Source organism: Vibrio sp. TRT 1302 (assembly GCF_050113875.1).
Classification (GTDB): Bacteria; Pseudomonadota; Gammaproteobacteria; order Enterobacterales; family Vibrionaceae; genus Vibrio.
Map to the genome: position 1 here is coordinate 16,198 of NZ_JBNJOF010000023.1, position 20,094 is coordinate 36,291.

The window sequence follows — 20,094 nt, forward strand, 5'->3', positions numbered from 1 at the left end:
CTTAAACTAAAACGCCAGCGACGAATCGCTGGCGTTGTTTTTTTAAGAGATTATTTATTCAGTAAGGATTCCAATACTAATGCCTGTATCTGGAAGAAAATTCGGTATTAAGGCATTAACATAATCTAACGTCACTTCGTTAAAGGTTTCTTCATAGTTGAGTGCATCATAGTAGTTAATACCCACCGCAGCGTTACTGCCATAGGTATACGCAGTACTCAGATCATCAGAGAGCGTTGAAGCAAATGAATCCTTAAACATGGTTTTGAACTGCTGTAGCTCTTGAACGCTAATCCCTTTTTCTTTCATCAGTTGAAATTGATATTTAACCTCTTTAATTGCTTGCGCTTCATATTGGGGATCGAGTGTCATTGTGGCATCAAGTAGATTCCATGAAAATGTGCCATCGTTATACTGCTGTTGTACCTGGACGTTGTACACCCAACCATTTTTCTCTCGCAGCGTATCAAATAAGCGCTGATTTAGCGTGCTTGCGATAATGAGAAACGCAACTCGCTCTTTGATTGAAGCCACGCCTATGCGCGGAGAGCTATATCCAAGATGTATGTGGCTTTTACCTGCTTCACCATCAGTAAGTGTAATACGCTTTGTTTTAGGAATTTGGTATTGTGGCGCTGTACGTTTTGAATAAAGTTTCCCTTTGGGAAGACTACCGACAAAGCTCAGTATGTCACTACGAACACGATCAGGAGTAAATTTTCCCACTACAACCAAAGTGTAGCCATCTACCTGTTGGTATAGTTGGCGATACAACCTCTCTATGGACTCAAGCGTTACTTTGTTAAATCGTTCTGCAGTTGTGTTCGCACGGACAGCTTCAAAGCCAATTCGATTTTCTTGCAATTGAATATGGAATTTCTCGTTCGGTGTTAGTGTTTGCATGTTTTCAACGGTTGTTTTTTTGACTTGTTCAAATACCGTTGGGTTGACAACCGCGTTTTGCATTGCGTTGTAGAGTATAGATAAAGCCAGTGTTGCATCTTTGGCTTCTGATTGGAGTTCAATACCATTAAATGCAGCTCCGATTACAGGTTTTAAACTCATGTTGTGAGAGCGGAGTAAGCTTTCCATTTGTGCTGGTTGTATCCAGTTTTGACCGCTTTGAGCAAAGATGGCTGGAGCTAACATTGCTGCATCATACTCTTCGATGGTTTGCAACCTGTTGAGTCCTACGTTGGTGAACATTAAGAAAGAAATACGATCGCTGTTACTACGTGGCTCTAAAATCACGTCGACGCCATTTGAAAGTTGCCAGTGTACAATGCCGTCTTGCTTAGACTCTTTCAACACCTTGGCTGGTGGAAGTTGTGGTACAGGAATAATCGGCAACGAAAGCTCTGTCGGAGGAGGGACTGTGAGACGTGATGCCAAGGCGATCTGCTGCTTTAGTTTGTCGTTGTCGAGCTTTGTGCCTGAAAAACTCCAACGAACTGGCTGCGAAGCCCAGATTTTTAAATATTGATCGAGTCTTTCTTTATCGATCCGGCTTAGGACATTTTGTGCCAACGAATCATCATCTGTAGGGTTACTGAATACCCCATTGTTTTCAATGCGGTTGAGGATGCGATTGACAATAGCAGATGAAGGCAATTGGCTTTCATCAGCGAGTTTGAATGATGCCCATTTTTTATTGAATGATGCGTACTCAGACTCAGTCAGCCCATATGCTGATAGGCGTGTTAGCTCTTGAGTCAGTGTTTGTATTGCTATTGGGTGAGACTGATTGTTATGACCCAATGTAATACTGGTGACTGGCCTATTTGAAATTTGACCTGGACTTACGTCAATACTAAATGCTGTATCTTGGTTTGCATCATCAGACTGTTTCAAGCGTTCATATAGGACATCGCGAAAGCTTCGTTCAAGGTAGGTTTGGAGTACATCGCCTTGAGTTTTTATCTCCTGTTCTGCGCCGATGAGCAACGCGTTGGAAAAGGAAGTTGCTTGTTCTTTTTGATAGAAGAATGTTTTTAGGTTGGGCTTATAAGGTTGATGAGTACTGGTTTCAACTGGTGTTTCATTGCCACCAAATACTTGCTTTATATAGTCCAACCGACGTTCGTTAATATCACCAACCACGACTAATACACTGTTGTTGGGTTGATAATGAACTTTAGTAAAAGCGGATAATGCTTGTCTAGTCGCGGATGTCGTAATGTTCTCCTCACCAATTGGTGATTTATGCTCTAATCCTGTCCCATTGATTAGGGCGTCAGTACTTTTTGGGGCATAACTTTCGTGCGATCTGAGTAGCCTTTCCGCATTGATAACTGTCTTCTCCGTTTTTAGCTGATCTAGCGGGAAAGTAAACCTTCCTTTGCTGATGTCTGCCAGCCAGTCCGAGAATTGATAGAATTGAGCGTCTTCAATTTCTTTGTTATTTAAATCCACAATGTATTGTGTTGTGTAATAACTAGTGAAGGCGTTGATATCTGGACCTAAAGACATTCACGATAAAGTGATTGTAAGGCTTCAAAAGAGTGACTTTGTGTACCTTGAAACGCCATGTGTTCAATCAGATGTGCATAACCTCGTTCATTGTCTGTCTCGTCGTAAGAGCCGACATCGATATTGAGATGTAAAGTTGTATTCCCACTTTTCGTGTTGAGTACGTAGTAACGAAGTCCATTTGGCAATACTCCTGAAACGAGATCAGGGTGCGAGACCAAAGGTTGATTGAGTATTTCGTTAATATCAATATTGTCAGACTCATTTGACTTGCAACCAATTAAAATGACAGCCCATCCTGCGAGCAAGAGTGTTTTCCAAACCTTCATATCAGTTCCTTGTAACGAGCAAGTTTTGCTTTTTTGTTTAATTGAATGGATAAGATTCAGTAACGCCAGAAGTAGCTTACCGAAAAAGTAGGGCTGTCTAACGCGTATACACTATGAAACCACCCTTTAGGTTGCACCAACATTTCTCCTGGATGTAGTATCACCTCAACAACCTTGGCGTTTTTAAATTGAGGGAATACATCAAAGTTGGGGTTTTCTGGTTTTACCCAGCAGGGTTGGTAATTGCTGTTGTACGCCTTCATTGGATACAAGTAGGGTGCTTGGTCTGCTGAGTACACCAATAGCTTTTTACGCCCAATAATTTGATATAAAAAACCACACATGGGATCGCGGTGTAAACTACTGGCCGGTATGTGTGTGGGAACACAACCTAGCCATATCTGAGGATCGGAAAAGTCTTCAGCTGTAAAATAAAGGGGCATGAACCAGGGTTTCATTGCTTCTGGTAACGACGCTCCTTCTGTATACGGTTTGGTAAATCCCTCCACAAAGTTCTTATCGTAGCTTACTTCAAACTCGCGCATACGTTGTGTAAATTGACGCATGGTTTCTTTGTCTTCAGCCGATCGAACGCGAACTGTTTCATCCCCAAAGTGTTCATCTAGCGTGTCTAATGTCCAGTAAGTGTGATCCCTAGGCAATTCCATGCCTGTTACAATAAATGGTCTATTCTTGGCTAATTCTTCAAGTAGTTCGATTTCGGTAGGGTTGGATAAACGAGCAAAATTTGAAATGGATTCCGCGTTCATTTCAGCGTGCTGTTCTTCCGCTTCTTTAAAACGAGATTGAATCCATTCATTTGGTTGGAGCATCGCTTTCGCCATATGATTGGCGATATGCTCATCTCCTTCGAATTTAATTTGCCCAATAATCTCAGGATCACGGTAGTCAATGGTCGTAATATCGCGCTCAATCTGTTGAGCTAAGTTCAGAGGCAACCGAATCGTGCATTTCGGATTGGATATAACCCCTTCTTTAATCTGTTCACCTTTAGAATCACACTGGATATAAAAACCTGTTGCTTGTTTATCTTGTTGTTCAAACAAAAACTGGCAACTCATGGGCAACCCTTCTGGGTTTTCAAAGCCTTGCCGTAACACATTCATCAATGGAATCATAACTATATCCTTATCTTTCAATTAGTGCTTGATCGAGGTTTTCTTTAATAGGTGCGATGAAATAATCTATCAAAGGACGATCTCCGGTAATGATGTCCGCTTTTACTGACATGCCATATTGAACGCGCATTTCTTTGCCTTTGATATCGAAGTGTGTTTCTTCTAGCGTTAGATAAGCTGGGTAAAAGAGCTGTTCATTTTCCATCACAGCATCTTGTGAGATGTAGCTGACTTCAGCAGGTAAACTGCCATATCGAGTGTAGGAAAACGCATCCACTTTCACGCGAGCGTTTTGACCGACATGGATAAACCCAATGTCTTTACTGGGGATCATGATTTCCGCAATCGGCGGTGCATCGGCGGGGATGACTTTGAGTAGTACTTCCCCTTCTTCAATGTAATTCCCTCGATCAATTGCCGACAATTCTTGAACCACCCCACTGATAGGAGATTTGATTTGGCTATTTCGGCGCACCTCTTCCAGCTTTGCTAACCGTTGCTCAAGATCGACTTTGTTCAACTTAAGCACCCTTAACTCTTCCATTAATGCCAACTGGAAACTGTCTTGTACTTTTTTCTTGTCTTTTTCTAAGTTGGCTATCTTGATATTCAAGGCATAAGACTGTGCACGACTTAGTGAAATATCGGATTGAAGCTGAGCCAATTTTACTTCTTGGTCGAGGAATGTCATTTCACTGGCGTAACCGCTATCTTTAAGCTGCGAGTTAGCTTGCAATCGCTTTTGTTCCAATGGTAACTGTTTCATCAATCGCTTTCTTTGCTGGTCGATTACCGCATTTTCCGACTCCAGCTCGCGTTTTTGCTCGTCTAGATCCTCTAAATCATTATTAAGCTTTAGGTATCTGGCATGGGCAATTTCTTGATAGAGGTTTGAGAACTCCTCTTGCTTTTCTATTGCGGTTAATTGCCTGTATGGCACAAGTGCATTAATTCTTGCTTGTACATCCATGAGCTCAGACGATACAGACGTTATATCTGCCGTAATTTGCTTGGTGTTTAACGTCACCAGTATTTGCCCTTGCCAAACTTGCTGCCCTTCTTCAACACGTACCTCTTCGACTAAGCCCATCGATGTACTCCGCACCGTGTTCGCTTTCCCTACTGGAATAATGCGTCCTGTCGTTGGTGAAATGATCTCAATTTCCGAGTAAATCGAAATAACAATGGCGATTATGATGGAAACGATCATCACCACTATTAAACTGGAGGCGAATGGAGCTTTATGTTTAGCTCGATTCCTTAACACTTCTGGGTGAAAACAAATTTCCGTCATGTTATTCACCCTGCATTGTCAGGCGCTGGTAGTGCACTATTCGAAGGCACTTCACCTATCTGATATTGGTACAGCTTACGGTAGTGACTTGGTGCGTTGATTAACGATTTATGGTTACCTTGTTCGAGCACCTCGCCACTTTTCATGTAAATAATGGCATCGGAAATCCGCGCTAACGATAAGCGGTGAGTGATAATAATGATGGTTTTGTCTGTTTTTAGCTGCGCCAAATTGGCCACAATATTGGCTTCGGTTTCGTAATCTAAAGCACTGGTCGCTTCATCCAGAATCATAATCTGCTTATCTGATGCGAAGGCTCGGGCGAGGGCAATCCGCTGAATTTGTCCACCAGAGAGGTTCCCTCCTTGCTCAGCCACTGGGGTATCGTAGCCTTGGGGTAAGCTCATAATAAAATCGTGAATATCGGCCAGTTTTCCAGCTCTTTCGACCCATGAGTGATCATTGATTAAGGAGTCGAACAAAATGTTCTCGCGGATGGAGCCGGCAAGCAAAATACTCTTTTGTTGCACGACAGCGACTTGCTCTCGTAGCGAAGGTAAAGCGATTTCTTTGAGTTCTATGCCATCGAATAAAATGTCGCCTTGGTAATGGTCGTAGTTCCCAGCTAATAACTTCGCTAAGGTACTCTTGCCTGCTCCAGATTCGCCCAAAATACATAGGGTTTCTCCACGGCGTATCTCTACACTGAGTTTATTAACCGCCAGTTCATTTTGATTGTATTGAAATGAAACATTACAAAATTGAACACCCTGTGTGAGCGTTTTAATTTTATGCAGATGCTCTCCACTGCTTTCAGATTCAGCCTCCATGATTACGTTTACGCGTTCTAACGATATTTTGAAGGCGACAATTTCTTCCCAAATTGAGGCTAACCGAAGCAGGGGGCCTGTTACTCGATCTTTCATCATATTAAAGGCAACTAATGCACCTAACGTCATGGACTGATCCAATACATAGGTTGCACCCATAAATAAAATGACAGCCTCAGAAAACTTATTTATAAGTTCAGATAATTGACCAGAGTAAATGTTGACCTTGGCGAGTTCATACCCTTTTTTTAGTTTGATGTCGAATGCATGGTAAATTCGACCTAATACCGCATCGCTCTTTCGGTTTGCTTTAAGGTGATCATACGCGGTGATACTCTCTATCATCCTATTTTGATAATCAATGCTCGCAGAGAACATCTGTTCATTCGATTTCTTAATTTTTTTGTTAAAAATGAAATACTGCAATAGGTGAAGAGGTACAGTCATTAACAGTATTAAGCTAAGTGAAGCATTAAGGTTAAAGATCACGATGAAGAAGATGACCATAAAAATCAAATCCAAGCTAAATTGAGAGAGCCAGTTGGATATATGGTTTTTTATTTGATCTAACTCACCCAAGCGAGATAACACGTCGCCGACATTGGTGTTGTCAACTTCAGTTTTTTTAAGGCTGAATAGTTTCCCAAAGAAGTGGTGGCTTACTTCCGATATATGAGTATTGTTCATCCAGGCGCTTAAAATTGAACTTAGTGTCGATAAAGAACAATCAATTAAAGCCGCTGTGATTAAAACAGTAAGAATAACAATAAGAGTTGCGCTACCTTCCGAAACTAGAACTCTATCTATAATCGCCATAAATGATAATGGGACAGATAGAGAAATTATGTAAACAAACATTGAACTAATAATAATTAAAAATAGAAGGGAACTTAATTTATAAAAAATGGTTTCTAACATCACTCCATCTATTTTTTTCATAATGAACCACCATGAAGGTCACAGAAAACATTAAACCACAATACTTTAATGAGAAATTTTTAGATATTATCAGTAACTAATTTTCCTCTAATTCATTTATTTTTTTTATAATTGGATCTATATACTTTAATTTAACGTACGATACTGATAATAGAGCTATTATAAGGCCAATTCCATTGAGTTCACTTATGTCAAACAAAACGACCATAATAAGTAATATGTAAAATATTGCCCAATTAAAGTTGTCAATTTTTCTCTTATCCATAGTTAAAACTCCAAGTCATAGGTGCTCCTATAAGTGAGAGCACCTTATATTTATCAATCCTAATTTGTACATGAATTTATTGCAGCACCCCATTGATAAGCAGCATTTGCCACAGTTATGGGATTTGGCGCAGCAACGGCTGCTGCGGTTGAAATTACTGCTTTAGCAGAATCAGTGTAACAATCATAATTGACATTCGAATATATACTGCCGCCGCCGCCGCCGCCGCCGCCGCCGCCGCCGCCGCCGCCACCACCGCCAAAGGCGATACCGTTAGCACTTTCTACGCAGTTACAAATCTTATATACTTTAGACATAATTTGATTTCCTTATTAATTGAATTATGTAAGTGGATAGGCGATACAACGTCAGGCCGTTACACTTAACGATGTATCGTGTATCCACCTCTGGCATCTAGTCATTGATTGGCGTATTCCTTTCCCGTCCAGCGGTGTACTTTTTTCGTTTTCCCATGTTTGTCTCGGCTGATACTAAATGCCTGCTCTTTAGGGAACACCGTCGACGTCAAATCCGATAAAATTTCTTTTACCCCTCCCCATGGGGCAACAAAGTCGTTAAAGAACAAAAGATCTCCACTGCTCCACTCTCGGTGGTAGAGGGCTCGGCTGTCTTGAATCAGTTCCTGTTTGGTGTTTTCATTTACTTTTGCCCAAGTCACAAACCCTATTGGTTGATTTTCATCATTGTCATACACACGTAGTTGACCTCGCCAGTTAGCCGGGCAGATTTCAACGTCCATATAGTCTGCTAAGTTAAACTCTTTGTGCGTGTTGGAATGTGTAAGTAGGTGAAAGCAATATCCAAGATTGCGATAGAAATTATTGGTGCTCATTATTGTTTCTCCAAAGGTTCAGCTTAGTTTTCGTATATTGGCATACCCTTTGTCAGCCAGAGCCCAGCAAGTAGTACGCTCGAATCCAAAGGTTGTTTGCCACGCTTTGATTACATCCAAATGCCGACCAAAAGGTGAGAGCATATATAAAATTGTTGGCTCTCCGTCGTCAGTGGATGCTTCTAACAAAGCTAATCGTTCAGCTTCCGATGCATAACCATGCGTTTGAATCTCTTTAATTCGAGATTTAGGTACTTTCGCCCAAATCACAAACCCTATTGGCTTCTGTTTGCTGTCCAATGAGATAAAATTACGCCCTTTATTTGCTGCAGTAACGAGTAAACTGTAAGCTTGTTCAATGCTCTGCTCTTGTCGAGTGCAAAAAGCGGCTAACATACCGAACACGCCAAGTGCGACAGGACAATCAATGTTAGTTTTAGCTTCAATTGGTGGTAATGGGTTCATCATCGTTCTTGAGTCCTGCTGCTTGGATGAGAGTGGTTGCCGTTAGTTTTTCTCCCATGCACATGTAGTCAATAATTTGCTTTCGCGAAACTCGGTTGTCCAATAACGCTAAAGCAAGGCGTTCTCCTGTTGCTCTCGCTAGCGGGTAGTAACTTCCGTACTCCACTTTGTTTTCTTTTTTCAAATCACCTGCATTTTTTATATACCAATCTGATTGCTCTCTATAGGCATTCCAAAAAGCTTTCGCTTCATCTGGTTCTGTACTTTGTGTGATGTAAACAAGCGATAGAGCTTCCCAAAAAAATGCAATGATTTCTTTAACTAATATAGATGGCTCAAATTGATAGAAATTTTGATTTTCCATTGCTAGGTTATAATGCATTACATGAGCTAACTCATGCCATAGAACTAGATCATCTCCGATACTGAAATTGTTATACCAAAGTATATTCGGAGTCTTCTTATATCCACTAAGACAAGTCAATGATGAACTAAATCCACTCTGCTTTTGTATGTTGCAATTTAGCCAGTGTTTTTTGATTTTCCAATCATTGTTTCTCATTGTTTTGATAAATAGTTGTTTTAAATCTTCAGGTTTTCTTCTTTTTTTTGTTGCTTTTTCGTTTGTTCTTAACGGACTTAAATATGTTTTTTTTAGACGATAAAAGGTAGGGTGACTCAATGTTTTTATATTGTTTTTCTTCAGTTCATGTCTTTCGTCATGTTTTTCTTTATGGCTATCGCACATGAGCTTATTGAGGCTTTCCTTAACGTTTCCATTTGTATTTAAGTATATTTCTTGTAACTTGCCTGAATAGAGGATTACGGCATCTTCCCATTTTTGGTCTAATGGACGTTTTGTTTTTTTTCTCAAATTAATATCACATAGAATATCAAACAATAAATTGTCTAATTTTGTATAATAGTATGCAATTTTTACATTTGATATTGTCTCTTTGTTATTAATTTCACTTAGGATTTTTTTTATGTTTGTTTTGGCCAGTTTGTGAAATTCGCTTATGTTTTTCATAACTCTTCATATCTAGTGTAACAATGCCAATTCATATGTTTACCATACATGACCTATGGATACATTCTATGTAAAAAATAATAACTATTATTGCTTCGGGATTTTTATTCTATATTTTAATTTTTTTAATGATTGCTTTGTTAATTGGATGGCATTTTTTCCTAGCGGTTCGTAGGATTTTTTACTTAAAAAGATAGGTTTTAATGAGAGGAAATGTTGGCAATAATCAATAATGTTTACAGTGTTGATTATTAAATTTTGATTATAATCGGTTTCAAGTAATTGAAACCGATTAGGTGCTTGGTTGGTAAGCTATAATTGAACCTAGAGGGTTATGATTATGAATTAGTGGGCCTATTCCTTTAGCTAGTTAGCTAAGAGATGGCTTCGTCGGAGTAGAGTCGTGCGTGATCAATGCCTCCAAGTGCGCAAGACTCGTCAATATCGGACAGATCACCGCTGACACCAACCGCGCCAAGGATGTTTTTTTCTGCGTCTCGGATCAGTAACCCACCGGGTACTGGAACCATATTACCGTGAGCCAATACGTTAACGGCGGAGATAAATGCAGGACGGCTGTCGGCATCCTGAGCGAGTTTCCTCGACGAACAACCGAGCGCGAGTGCCCCCCAAGCTTTAGCGATGGCGATGTCTGGTCGCATCATACTAGAGCCATCTTGACGTTGCAGGGAAATGAGCTTACCCCCGCTGTCGAGAACAGCGACCGTAAGCGGTGCGCATTTGTTCTTTAAGCCTGCCTGAAAGGTGCCGTCTATGACGGACAGTGCTTGTTCTAGAGTTAAACTTCCCATGTTATCTCCTGTTAACGTTTACCAGCCTGACTTACACAATGTAAGTCAGCGAGGTATTACTCAGCTCCTTGTAGAAGCTGATAGCTTGGTAAGGTCAGGAAGGTGGCGAACTCTTTTGCTGTCGACAGCTCGAAGAAAAGGTCAGCGGTTTGTTCAAAGCGGCCAGCAGCAAATCGAGTGTCACCCACTTCCTGTTTAATGGTGTCGAGCTCTTGGTATAACCATTGGTGGAAGAGCTCTTTGGTAAAGGTTTGTCCGTCGTCGAGTACGACGCCATGATGTATCCATTGCCAAATGTTGGCACGTGAGATTTCCGCGGTTGCAGCATCTTCCATCAGGCCATAAATTGGCACACAACCATGACCTTGGATCCATGCTTCGATGTAGTAGAGAGCAATGCGGATGTTTTTGCGCACGCCTGCTTCGTCTCGACTACCTTCACATGGCTTAAGCAGTAAATCGGCTCCTATTTCGTTGATTGGACTAACGAAATCAAGCTGGTTTGGTTTGCCATTAAGGTTCTTTTCGAATACCGACATTGCGAGGTCAACTAGCGCTGGGTGAGCCACCCAAGTACCATCGTGACCATTGCGTGATTCACGCTCTTTATCTTCGATGACCTTGGCAGTCACGCGCTCCATCTCTGCGGGATCTTTAGCTGGAATAAAGGCCGACATCCCCCCCATCGCGAGTGCTCCTCGTTGGTGGCAAGTACGCACTAACAGCTGGCTATAGGCATTGAGGAACTCTTTGTCCATCCCGACCACATGACGGTCAGGAAGAATGCGATCAGCGTGATTTTTCAACGTTTTGATGTAGCTGAAAATATAGTCCCAGCGGCCACAGTTCATTGCGACGATGTGATCGCGCATGGCATACAGCATTTCATCCATCTGGAATACGGCTGGTAGCGTTTCGATGAGCACTGTGGCGCGAATGGTGCCGCGTTGAACGCCAAAGTAATCTTCGGTGAATGAGAAAACATCATCCCACCATTGGGATTCTTCCATACTTTCCAGCTTAGGAATGTAGTAGTACACACCGAGTCCTTGCTCAGCACGTGCCAAATAGTTGTGATAGAAGTAAAGCGCAAAATCCATCAAACAACCCGGAATGGGTTTGTCTGCGTATTGAATAGATTGCTCCGGCAGGTGCAGGCCTCGCGGACGGGCAATCAGTAGTGCAGGGTCATCACTGAGCTGATAATGTTTGTTTTTTGCTTCATCGTGATAACTGATAGTGCGAGCATTCGCATCGCGTAGGTTAATCTGACCTTGAACCATGTTCTCCCATGTTGGGGAGGACGCATCTTCAAAGCAGCACATAAACACTTTTGCGCCAGAATTAAGTGCATTTATAACCATCTTACGATCTATTGGACCAGTAATTTCTACTCGTCGGTCAAGCAGTTCTCGGGGTGGGGTGGCGATCTTCCAGCTCTTGTCATTGCGAATTTGCTTAGTATCAGCGCGAAAGCCTGGCAATTCGCCAGCGTCATAACGCTTTTGTTGTTCTTCGCGAGCTTGCAATAGTGCATCTCTGCGCGGTGCAAACTTCTCTACAAGTTTGGTTAGGAAAGAGAGAGCCTCTTTAGACAGTATGGCTTGGAATTCTGGGTTGTCCGTATTACCAACCACGCGTAGACAGGCAGTCTCTTCTCTTTCTGCTACATCGTTCATACTCATTGTTCGTCTCCTTTAAACAATATCGAATGATTTTGTGTACAAAATTGATTGTTCACGAATACTTATATTTCAATTTATGTAAACAATCAAAGGGTATTTAACAATTATTTTTCATTTGAGCGCTTGGGTAATTATTTTTATGTAAAGATATTTTATGTAAAGCAATGATTTCTAGGCTTTAAAGGGTAAGTGATCGCTTAAAGTAAATGCTCTATGTTGAAAAAATGTTGCATTTGGGGGTTGCCAAATTCTAAATATGATTCATAGTACACAAAGTATCTTTGAATTGTATACAATCGAAATGGAGGTTCGCATGGCAAAGATGAAGGCAATTGAAGCAGCGGTAGAGGTGTTGAAGAAGGAAGGTGTAAACATTGCCTTCGGCGTCCCTGGTGCAGCCATCAACCCAATGTACGCAGCAATGAAAAAGCTTGGTGGAATCGATCATGTTTTAGCGCGTCACGTGGAAGGTGCGTCGCATATGGCTGAAGGTTACACCCGCACCAATCAAAACAATATTGGTGTGTGTATCGGTACATCAGGCCCAGCGGGTACGGATATGATTACCGGTCTTTACTCGGCATCGGCAGATTCAATTCCAATCTTGTGTATTACAGGACAGGCACCACGTGCGCGTTTGCACAAAGAAGATTTTCAGGCGGTGGATATTGAGTCGATTGCCAAACCTGTCACCAAGTGGGCGACGACGGTTCTAGAGCCTGCTCAGGTGCCACGAGCATTCCAGCATGCATTCCATCTGATGCGTTCAGGCCGCCCTGGTCCGGTTCTTATCGATCTTCCGATAGACGTACAGTTAACGGAAATTGAATTTGATATTGATACCTATGAGCCGTTGGAAGCTTACCAACCCAAAGCCACTCGTGCTCAGGTTGAGAAAGCAATGGCAATGCTATGCGAATCAGAAAATCCAGTGATTGTTTCTGGTGGCGGCGTGATTAATGCGGGCGCTGAACCATTGTTGCAGCAATTCGCCGAGATCACTGGCGTTCCTGTCATTCCTACTTTAATGGGATGGGGTTCTATTGCCGATGATCATGAGCTAATGGCGGGTATGGTTGGCTTGCAGACCGCACACCGTTACGGTAACGCCACTCTGCTTGAGTCTGATTTTGTCTTTGGTATCGGTAACCGTTGGGCGAACCGACATACAGGCTCACTGGATGTTTACACTAAAGGACGTAAGTTTGTTCACGTTGATATTGAACCGACTCAAATTGGTCGAGTGTTCTGTCCTGACTTAGGCATTGTCTCTGACGCTAAAGCAGCATTAGAACTCTTGGTTGAAGTGGCTCGTGAGTGGCGAGATGCGGGTAAATTGCCAAATCGTAGTGCTTGGGTGGGGGAATGTCAGCAGCGCAAAGCGACGATGCTACGTAAAACCCATTACACCGATGCGCCAATCAAACCAATGCGCGTTTATGAAGAGATGAATAAGGCGTTTGGTCGCGATACTTGCTATGTCAGCACCATTGGTCTGTCGCAAATCGCTGCTGCCCAGTTCTTACATGTATACAAACCGCGTCACTGGATTAACTGTGGTCAGGCTGGTCCGTTAGGTTGGACAACTCCGGCAGCACTAGGTGTTCGTGCAGCGGATCCAAATCGCGATATCGTTGCTATCTCTGGTGACTATGATTTCCAGTTTATGATCGAGGAATTGGCGGTTGGTGCTCAGTTTAATTTGCCTTACATCCATGTATTGGTGAACAACTCCTATCTAGGTTTGATTCGACAAGCTCAGCGTCAGTTCGACATTGATTACTGTGTTCAACTTGCGTTCGAGAACCAAAATGCACCTGAACTCAATGGGTACGGTGTTGACCATGTGGCGGTTGTCGAAGGTCTAGGTTGTAAAGCGATACGTGTTACTGACCCAGAGCAAATGCAGGAGGCATTCGCACAAGCGAAAGAGCTCATGAACAAGCACAAGGTTCCAGTGGTTGTTGAAGTTATTCTTGAACGTGTCACCAATATTGCCATGGGCGTTGAAATTGATGCGATCAATGAGTTTGAAGCGCTAGCAGAGAGTGTTGATGATGCGCCGACTGCACTGATTCACAACAGCTAATCAAGACAGAATAAGGAAATCAAAATGGCTAAGTTTGCAGCAAACCTTTCGATGTTGTTTACCGAACTGGACTTCGAAGATCGTTTTGAAGCCGCCGCGAAGGCAGGTTTCTCAGGCGTGGAATACCTTTTCCCTTACGCCTTAGAAGCGCAGCAAATTAAGGAGAAGCTTGATGAAAACCAACTTACCCAAGTGCTCTTCAATTTGCCGGCCGGTGATTGGGAAGCGGGCGATCGCGGTATCGCGGTGGACCCAAAGCGAATTGAAGAGTTTCAAGCAGGCGTCGCAACTGCGATCAAATACGCCAAAGTACTGGGTAATACCCAAATCAACTGTCTTGCGGGGATCGTTCCACAAGGCGTAAGCCAACATGATGCACACGCCGCATTTGTGATTAACCTTCGTTATGCCGCTCAAGCGCTAAAAGAAGCGGGTATTCGTCTGGTTATTGAAGCGATTAACACGCGTGATATCCCGGGTTTCTTCCTTAATACCACAGAGCAAGCGAAAGCGATCATTAAGGAAGTCGGTAGTGACAACCTGTTTATTCAGTATGACATCTACCACATGCAGATCATGGAAGGTGATTTAGCACCAACCATGTCAGCGAACATCGAGCAAATTGCTCATGTGCAGCTGGCTGACAATCCAGGACGACATGAACCGGGGACGGGTGAAATCAACTACCCATTTATCCTCAAGCATTTGGATGATCTCGGCTATCAAGGTTGGGTTGGCTGCGAATACAAGCCGAAAACAACCACAGCAGAAGGCTTAGATTGGATCAACTTATACCGCTAATCACGGTATTGCCCACCTTATAAAGGTAGGCACAAGTTACGGAGAACAGAATATGAAAATTGCATTTATCGGTACTGGAATCATGGGCAGACCAATGGCTGCCAATCTACAAAAAGCAGGCTATGACATTGTGGTTTCAGATCATTTCAACCCACCGCCAAAAGATCTTGTGGAAGCGGGAGCGATAGTTTGTCACTCACCAGAAGAGGCCACACGTTTAGCCGATGTGGTTATCCTCATGGTGCCAAACACACCTCAGGTTGAAGATGTGCTATTTGGTGAAAAAGGTGTTGAAGCTGGCCTGACAGCGACTAGCGCCGAGGGCAAATTGGTTATCGACATGAGTTCGATTTCACCAATGGCAACTAAGGCGATTGCAGCACGTATTAATGAAAGTGGTGCTCAGTATCTCGATGCGCCAGTGTCGGGTGGTGAAGTGGGCGCGGTTAACGCCACTTTAAGCATCATGGTGGGTGGTTCACAACAAGCGTTTGATAAAGCACGTCCACTGTTCGAAGTGATGGGTAAAAATATCACTTTGGTGGGTGACAATGGTGCTGGTCAAACTTGTAAAGTAGCCAACCAAATTATCGTTGCTCTGAACATTGAAGCGGTTTCTGAAGCGTTAGTGTTTGCTTCAAAAGCTGGTGCGGATCCCGCACGAGTCCGTCAGGCTCTATTAGGTGGTTTTGCCAGCTCGAAGATTCTTGAAGTCCACGGTGAGCGCATGATTGAAGGCACCTTCGATCCGGGCTTTAGAATCTCTCTACACCAAAAAGACCTAGATCTTGCACTGACAGGCGCGAAAGAGCTTGGAGTTGCACTACCTAACACCGCAACAGCTCAAGAGCTCTTTGAAGATTGTGCCGCGTTAGGTGGTCAAAATTGGGATCACTCTGCCTTGATTAAAGCGATTGAGAAACGCTCTGATCATTCAATCAGAAAGTAATTCCGTCCGGGGCGTAGAGGATTCCTCTCCCTTTATTGCTCCTTGGGTTTGGCATGAACCCTAAATTTATTGCTACTAAATCGCGTAGTTTTTTCGTCTCCTTTTATACGCGTTCCCGTTGTAAGGCAAAAGGTAGGAGTGCTTATGGGGCTCCGTCTTAGCAGGCACCTGGCGTACTTACTTCGGGATTTTTTCTTCTCATTGTGAACTGCGCAATATAGTGAGTTCAGTTAATAGAGGGAGGCTTGTGATATGTTAATCGGGTATGCCGACAGGCTGACATCACAGGGCAAAAGAGATGCAGTTAAATACCCTAATCGCTCGTCAAATTGTGGAACGTGCGACGAAAATTATCCAATTTCCCGTCAACGTTATGGACGAGAACGGACAGATTATCGGATCCAGTGATCCAACCCGTTTACATCGCACTCACGAGGGAGCCTTACTGGCGATTCATGATAACCGTACTATTGAAATTAACCAGACGGTTGCCAGTACACTGATTGGTGTAAAAGAGGGAATCAATCTCCCCATTCTTTACCAAGATAAAGTGATAGGAGTGGTAGGAATATCGGGTCAGCCGGATGACGTCAGAAGTTATGGTGAGTTGGTCAAGATGACGGCAGAACTGATCATTGAGCAAGAAGCCTTAATGGCACAGATTCAGTGGAACAAGCGTCATCGAGAAGAGTTGCTGATGCAACTAATACAAGGGTCGACTCTAAACGAGAACCAACTGCTATCGATCGCAGAGAGACTGGATCTGAATCTTGCGCAGCCAAGAGTTGCGGCCGTAGTAAAGGTTATACCGAAACAGGGACAGTCATTGACATTAGAGCATTTGCAGAAGTTGGTGCATCTCTTGGACTACCCTGAACGAGACAATATTGTTGGCATAGTCTCTGTGTCGATGAATGAAGTGGTGGTGCTAAAACCAGTGACTCTTGTGGAAGGGAACTGGAATCAGAATGAAGAGAAAGCGCGGGTTAAACGTCTATTGAAACGCATCGCACAGGAAGCGGACTTCTCAATTCAGATCGCACTAGGGCAATACTTTTCGGGGTTAGCGGGTTTAGCGCGCTCTTACGAAACCGCTAAAGCGACGCTTGCGAGTGCAGAGAAGAGCAAAGAAGCGATCTTGTTCTACCAAGATCATAAGTTGTCAGTATTGGTTGGCGGACTAAAACAAGACCAATGGAGGCGTTCTCAACTGACGGAACCGTTAGAAAACCTGTTGCGACACGATAGCAAAGGCATACTTATTAAGACGCTCAGAGTGTTTTTTGATCAAGACTGCGATCTAGCTCAAGCTTGTGCAGCGCTACATATTCACCGTAATACCCTGCGCTATAGGTTAGATAAGATAGAAGAAATTACTAACTTAAAAATCAATAATTTAGATCATAAGGTGCAGTTATATTTGGCACTTAAATGTTTGTAATTTAATAGAGTAATTTGTGCAAGTTGACATATTTAAGGAGTCTTAGCCGCTTGAAATTTGTCAGTTTGCATAAAGGAATGATGGTGGAATCACTGAATAATAACCTCGTCCCTACTGACACCCTCAATGTCGGAAATGAGTTCTGGCGTAGAGAACAAACAATACTATAAACGGAGTTATCATGAGTCTGATCCTAATCCTGCTGGGGGTGATAGCCTTTATCGTCCTCGCAACCACCAAGTTTAAGTTACACCCCTTTTTAGCACTCATCGTAGCAGCATTTTTAGCTGCATTTGCTTATGGCTTACCAGCTGACAGTATTGCTAAGACCATCGCTTCAGGTTTTGGCGGCATTCTTGGCTATATCGGCCTAGTGATTGTTCTCGGTACCATAATTGGTGTCATCCTAGAGAAAAGCGGCGCAGCGATTACGATGGCTGATACTGTGATTAAAGTACTGGGCGATCGTTTCCCGACTCTGACGATGAGCATTATTGGTTACATCGTGTCGGTGCCTGTTTTTTGTGATTCTGGTTTTGTCATCCTTAACTCGCTGAAAGAGTCACTGGCAAACCGTATGAAAACATCCAGTGTCGCAATGAGTGTGGCGCTAGCAACGGGTTTATACGCAACGCATACATTCGTGCCGCCAACACCTGGTCCAATTGCTGCCGCAGGTAATCTAGGTCTTGAATCTAATCTAGGTCTGGTTATTGGTGTGGGTATCTTCGTTGCCGCAACTGCAGCGCTAGCGGGTATGTTGTGGGCTAACCGTTTTAAAGATGTTGAACCAGATGCGGCTGAACAGGCAGAAGAGATCAAGCAGGACTGGAAAGAACTTAAAGCGTCTTACGGCGAACTACCGACTGCGGGTCAGGCATTTGCACCAATCTTTGTGCCTATTTTATTGATCTGTTTTGGCTCAATTGCCAAGTTCCCAAGCCTACCTTTGGGTGAGGGTGCACTGTTTGATGTGTTGGTGTTCTTAGGTCAACCACTGACTGCACTGCTGATTGGTTTGTTCTTGTCAGTACGTTTGCTAAAGAGCGACAACAAAGTTGAAGAGTTTGGTCAGCGTATTAGCCAAGGCATTACTGCGGCGGCTCCAATTCTACTCATCACTGGTGCCGGTGGTGCATTTGGTGCGGTTCTAAAAGCAACACCACTGGGTGAATATTTAGGAACAACGTTGTCTGCTTTGGGCGTCGGTATCTTTATGCCATTCATTGTGGCGGCGGCTCTAAAGTCTGCGCAAGGTTCGTCAACGGTGGCTCTCGTGACTACGTCTGCGCTTGTTGCCCCGATGTTAGCTCAACTCGGACTAGACTCTGAAATGGGACGAGTACTTACAGTGATGGCGATTGGTGCTGGTGCGATGACGGTATCGCATGCGAACGACAGCTTCTTCTGGGTTGTCTCTCAGTTTAGCCGTATGTCGGTTGGACTCGCCTATCGCGCACAAACCATGGCAACTCTGGTTCAGGGCGTGACAGCAATGACACTGGTTTACATTCTAAGTCTTGTTCTTCTGTAACAAGCCAAAATAGGGAACTTATATGAAAGTAGTTATCGCTCCAGATTCTTACAAAGAAAGTCTCACTGCTATGGAAGTGGCAACTGCGATTGAAAATGGCTTCAAAGAAATCATGCCAAACGCAGAGTACATCAAACTGCCGATGGCGGATGGTGGGGAAGGCACAGTGCAATCCCTCGTTGACGCTACTGGAGGCGATATCGTAACGGTTGAAGTGATGGGGCCTCTGGGTCAGCCAGTCACAGGCTTTTACGGACTACTTGGTGATGGTTCAACGGCCGTTATCGAAATGGCGGCAGCCTCAGGGTTACATTTAGTTGAGCCTAGTGAACGCAACCCCATGTTAACCACAACCTACGGTACTGGCGAATTGATCAAAGCGGCGCTGGATAAGGGAGTTGACCATATCATTATCGGTATTGGTGGCAGTTCCACCAATGACGGCGGTGTGGGTATGGCGCAGGCACTTGGTGCTAAGCTAGTGGACGAACAGGGAGCCGAACTATCATTTGGTGGCGGTGCTTTAGCGAACCTTGCTAGCATTGATTTGTCTGGTTTAGATCCCCGTCTAGCCGACGTGCAACTCGAAGTTGCCTGCGATGTTGATAACCCTTTGTGTGGTCCAAAAGGTGCTTCACATATCTTTGGTCCCCAGAAGGGAGCGACACCAGAAATGGTGGTTCAGCTTGATGCAAACCTTGCTCACTACGCTAAGGTGATTCGTCAGACCAACGGTAAGGATGTGATAGATCAAGCCGGAGCGGGTGCTGCTGGAGGTCTGGGGGCTGCGTTACTTGGTTTGTTTGACGCGACACTTCGTCCTGGGATCAACATTGTCATGGATGCCGTTAATCTTACTGAAGTGATGAAAGATGCAGACCTAGTGATTACGGGTGAAGGGCGAATTGACAGCCAAACCATACATGGAAAAACGCCGATCGGAGTGGCACGTACAGCGAAACTTTATGATCTGCCCGTTATTGGGATTGCGGGAAGTATCGCTCAGGACTGCCGAGTGGTTCATGATCATGGACTTGATGCAGTGTACAGCGTGGTGCTCGGTGCCACTGATTTGCCGACAGCTCTGAAAGAAGCGGCATTCAATGTCGAAATGACTTCGCGTAACATTGCTGCTGCGTTAGCGATGAAGTTTGATTAAGTTACCTTATT

The 20,094-nt window shown here is 43.7% G+C and carries 17 protein-coding genes; 6 read left to right on the top strand and 11 right to left on the bottom strand.

Annotated elements, in window-relative coordinates; genetic code table 11:
• Positions 1–54: 54 nt before the first annotated feature.
• The 11 genes from ACQEXP_RS18560 to aceB form a co-directional block, all read right to left on the bottom strand.
• The gene (locus tag ACQEXP_RS18560) at positions 55–2,469 is read right to left on the bottom strand and encodes an insulinase family protein (protein ID WP_426971194.1); all 2,415 of its coding nucleotides are present in this window, start codon (positions 2,467–2,469) and stop codon (positions 55–57) included.
• The gene (locus tag ACQEXP_RS18565; RefSeq protein ID WP_426971195.1) at positions 2,460–2,798 is read right to left on the bottom strand and encodes an insulinase family protein; all 339 of its coding nucleotides are present in this window, start codon (positions 2,796–2,798) and stop codon (positions 2,460–2,462) included. The genes ACQEXP_RS18560 and ACQEXP_RS18565 overlap by 10 nt, the downstream gene beginning before the upstream one ends.
• Before the next feature lie 56 nt (positions 2,799–2,854).
• Entirely contained in the window at positions 2,855–3,937 is a 1,083-nt protein-coding gene (locus tag ACQEXP_RS18570) for a cupin-like domain-containing protein (RefSeq protein WP_426971196.1), read from the bottom strand.
• 10 nt (positions 3,938–3,947) lie between these two features.
• Positions 3,948–5,231, bottom strand: a complete 1,284-nt coding sequence (locus tag ACQEXP_RS18575) for an HlyD family type I secretion periplasmic adaptor subunit (protein WP_426971197.1) — start codon at positions 5,229–5,231, stop codon at positions 3,948–3,950.
• A gap of 5 nt (positions 5,232–5,236) precedes the next feature.
• The gene (locus ACQEXP_RS18580) at positions 5,237–7,000 is read right to left on the bottom strand and encodes a peptidase domain-containing ABC transporter (protein WP_426971198.1); all 1,764 of its coding nucleotides are present in this window, start codon (positions 6,998–7,000) and stop codon (positions 5,237–5,239) included.
• Between the two features lie 324 nt (positions 7,001–7,324).
• Complete coding sequence (locus ACQEXP_RS18585) at positions 7,325–7,582, bottom strand: hypothetical protein (RefSeq protein ID WP_426971199.1); 258 nt, start codon at positions 7,580–7,582, stop codon at positions 7,325–7,327.
• Positions 7,583–7,683: 101 nt separating this feature from the next.
• Positions 7,684–8,118, bottom strand: a complete 435-nt coding sequence (locus tag ACQEXP_RS18590) for a toxin-activating lysine-acyltransferase (RefSeq protein WP_426971200.1) — start codon at positions 8,116–8,118, stop codon at positions 7,684–7,686.
• An 18-nt stretch (positions 8,119–8,136) separates the two neighbouring features.
• Entirely contained in the window at positions 8,137–8,586 is a 450-nt protein-coding gene (locus ACQEXP_RS18595) for a hypothetical protein (protein ID WP_426971201.1), read from the bottom strand.
• Positions 8,561–9,613, bottom strand: a complete 1,053-nt coding sequence (locus tag ACQEXP_RS18600) for a hypothetical protein (protein WP_426971202.1) — start codon at positions 9,611–9,613, stop codon at positions 8,561–8,563. The genes ACQEXP_RS18595 and ACQEXP_RS18600 overlap by 26 nt, the downstream gene beginning before the upstream one ends.
• Before the next feature lie 374 nt (positions 9,614–9,987).
• Positions 9,988–10,425, bottom strand: a complete 438-nt coding sequence (locus tag ACQEXP_RS18605; RefSeq protein WP_138971646.1) for a GlcG/HbpS family heme-binding protein — start codon at positions 10,423–10,425, stop codon at positions 9,988–9,990.
• Positions 10,426–10,481: 56 nt separating this feature from the next.
• Complete coding sequence (aceB, locus tag ACQEXP_RS18610) at positions 10,482–12,110, bottom strand: malate synthase A (protein WP_269375330.1); 1,629 nt, start codon at positions 12,108–12,110, stop codon at positions 10,482–10,484.
• Between the two features lie 313 nt (positions 12,111–12,423).
• Between aceB and gcl the strand changes: the two genes are divergently transcribed.
• The 6 genes from gcl (at position 12,424) to ACQEXP_RS18640 (ending at position 20,083) form a co-directional block, all read left to right on the top strand.
• Entirely contained in the window at positions 12,424–14,199 is a 1,776-nt protein-coding gene (gene gcl, locus ACQEXP_RS18615) for a glyoxylate carboligase (RefSeq protein ID WP_269375331.1), read from the top strand.
• A gap of 24 nt (positions 14,200–14,223) precedes the next feature.
• Entirely contained in the window at positions 14,224–15,000 is a 777-nt protein-coding gene (gene hyi / locus ACQEXP_RS18620) for a hydroxypyruvate isomerase (protein ID WP_269375332.1), read from the top strand.
• Between the two features lie 52 nt (positions 15,001–15,052).
• Positions 15,053–15,949, top strand: a complete 897-nt coding sequence (locus tag ACQEXP_RS18625; RefSeq protein WP_426971203.1) for a 2-hydroxy-3-oxopropionate reductase — start codon at positions 15,053–15,055, stop codon at positions 15,947–15,949.
• Between the two features lie 298 nt (positions 15,950–16,247).
• Positions 16,248–17,390, top strand: coding sequence for a sugar diacid recognition domain-containing protein (locus ACQEXP_RS18630; RefSeq protein WP_426971204.1), 1,143 nt, complete (start codon positions 16,248–16,250; stop codon positions 17,388–17,390).
• A gap of 181 nt (positions 17,391–17,571) precedes the next feature.
• Entirely contained in the window at positions 17,572–18,924 is a 1,353-nt protein-coding gene (locus ACQEXP_RS18635) for a GntP family permease (RefSeq protein WP_138971643.1), read from the top strand.
• Between the two features lie 22 nt (positions 18,925–18,946).
• Positions 18,947–20,083, top strand: a complete 1,137-nt coding sequence (locus tag ACQEXP_RS18640; protein WP_426971205.1) for a glycerate kinase — start codon at positions 18,947–18,949, stop codon at positions 20,081–20,083.
• Positions 20,084–20,094 lie beyond the last annotated feature (11 nt).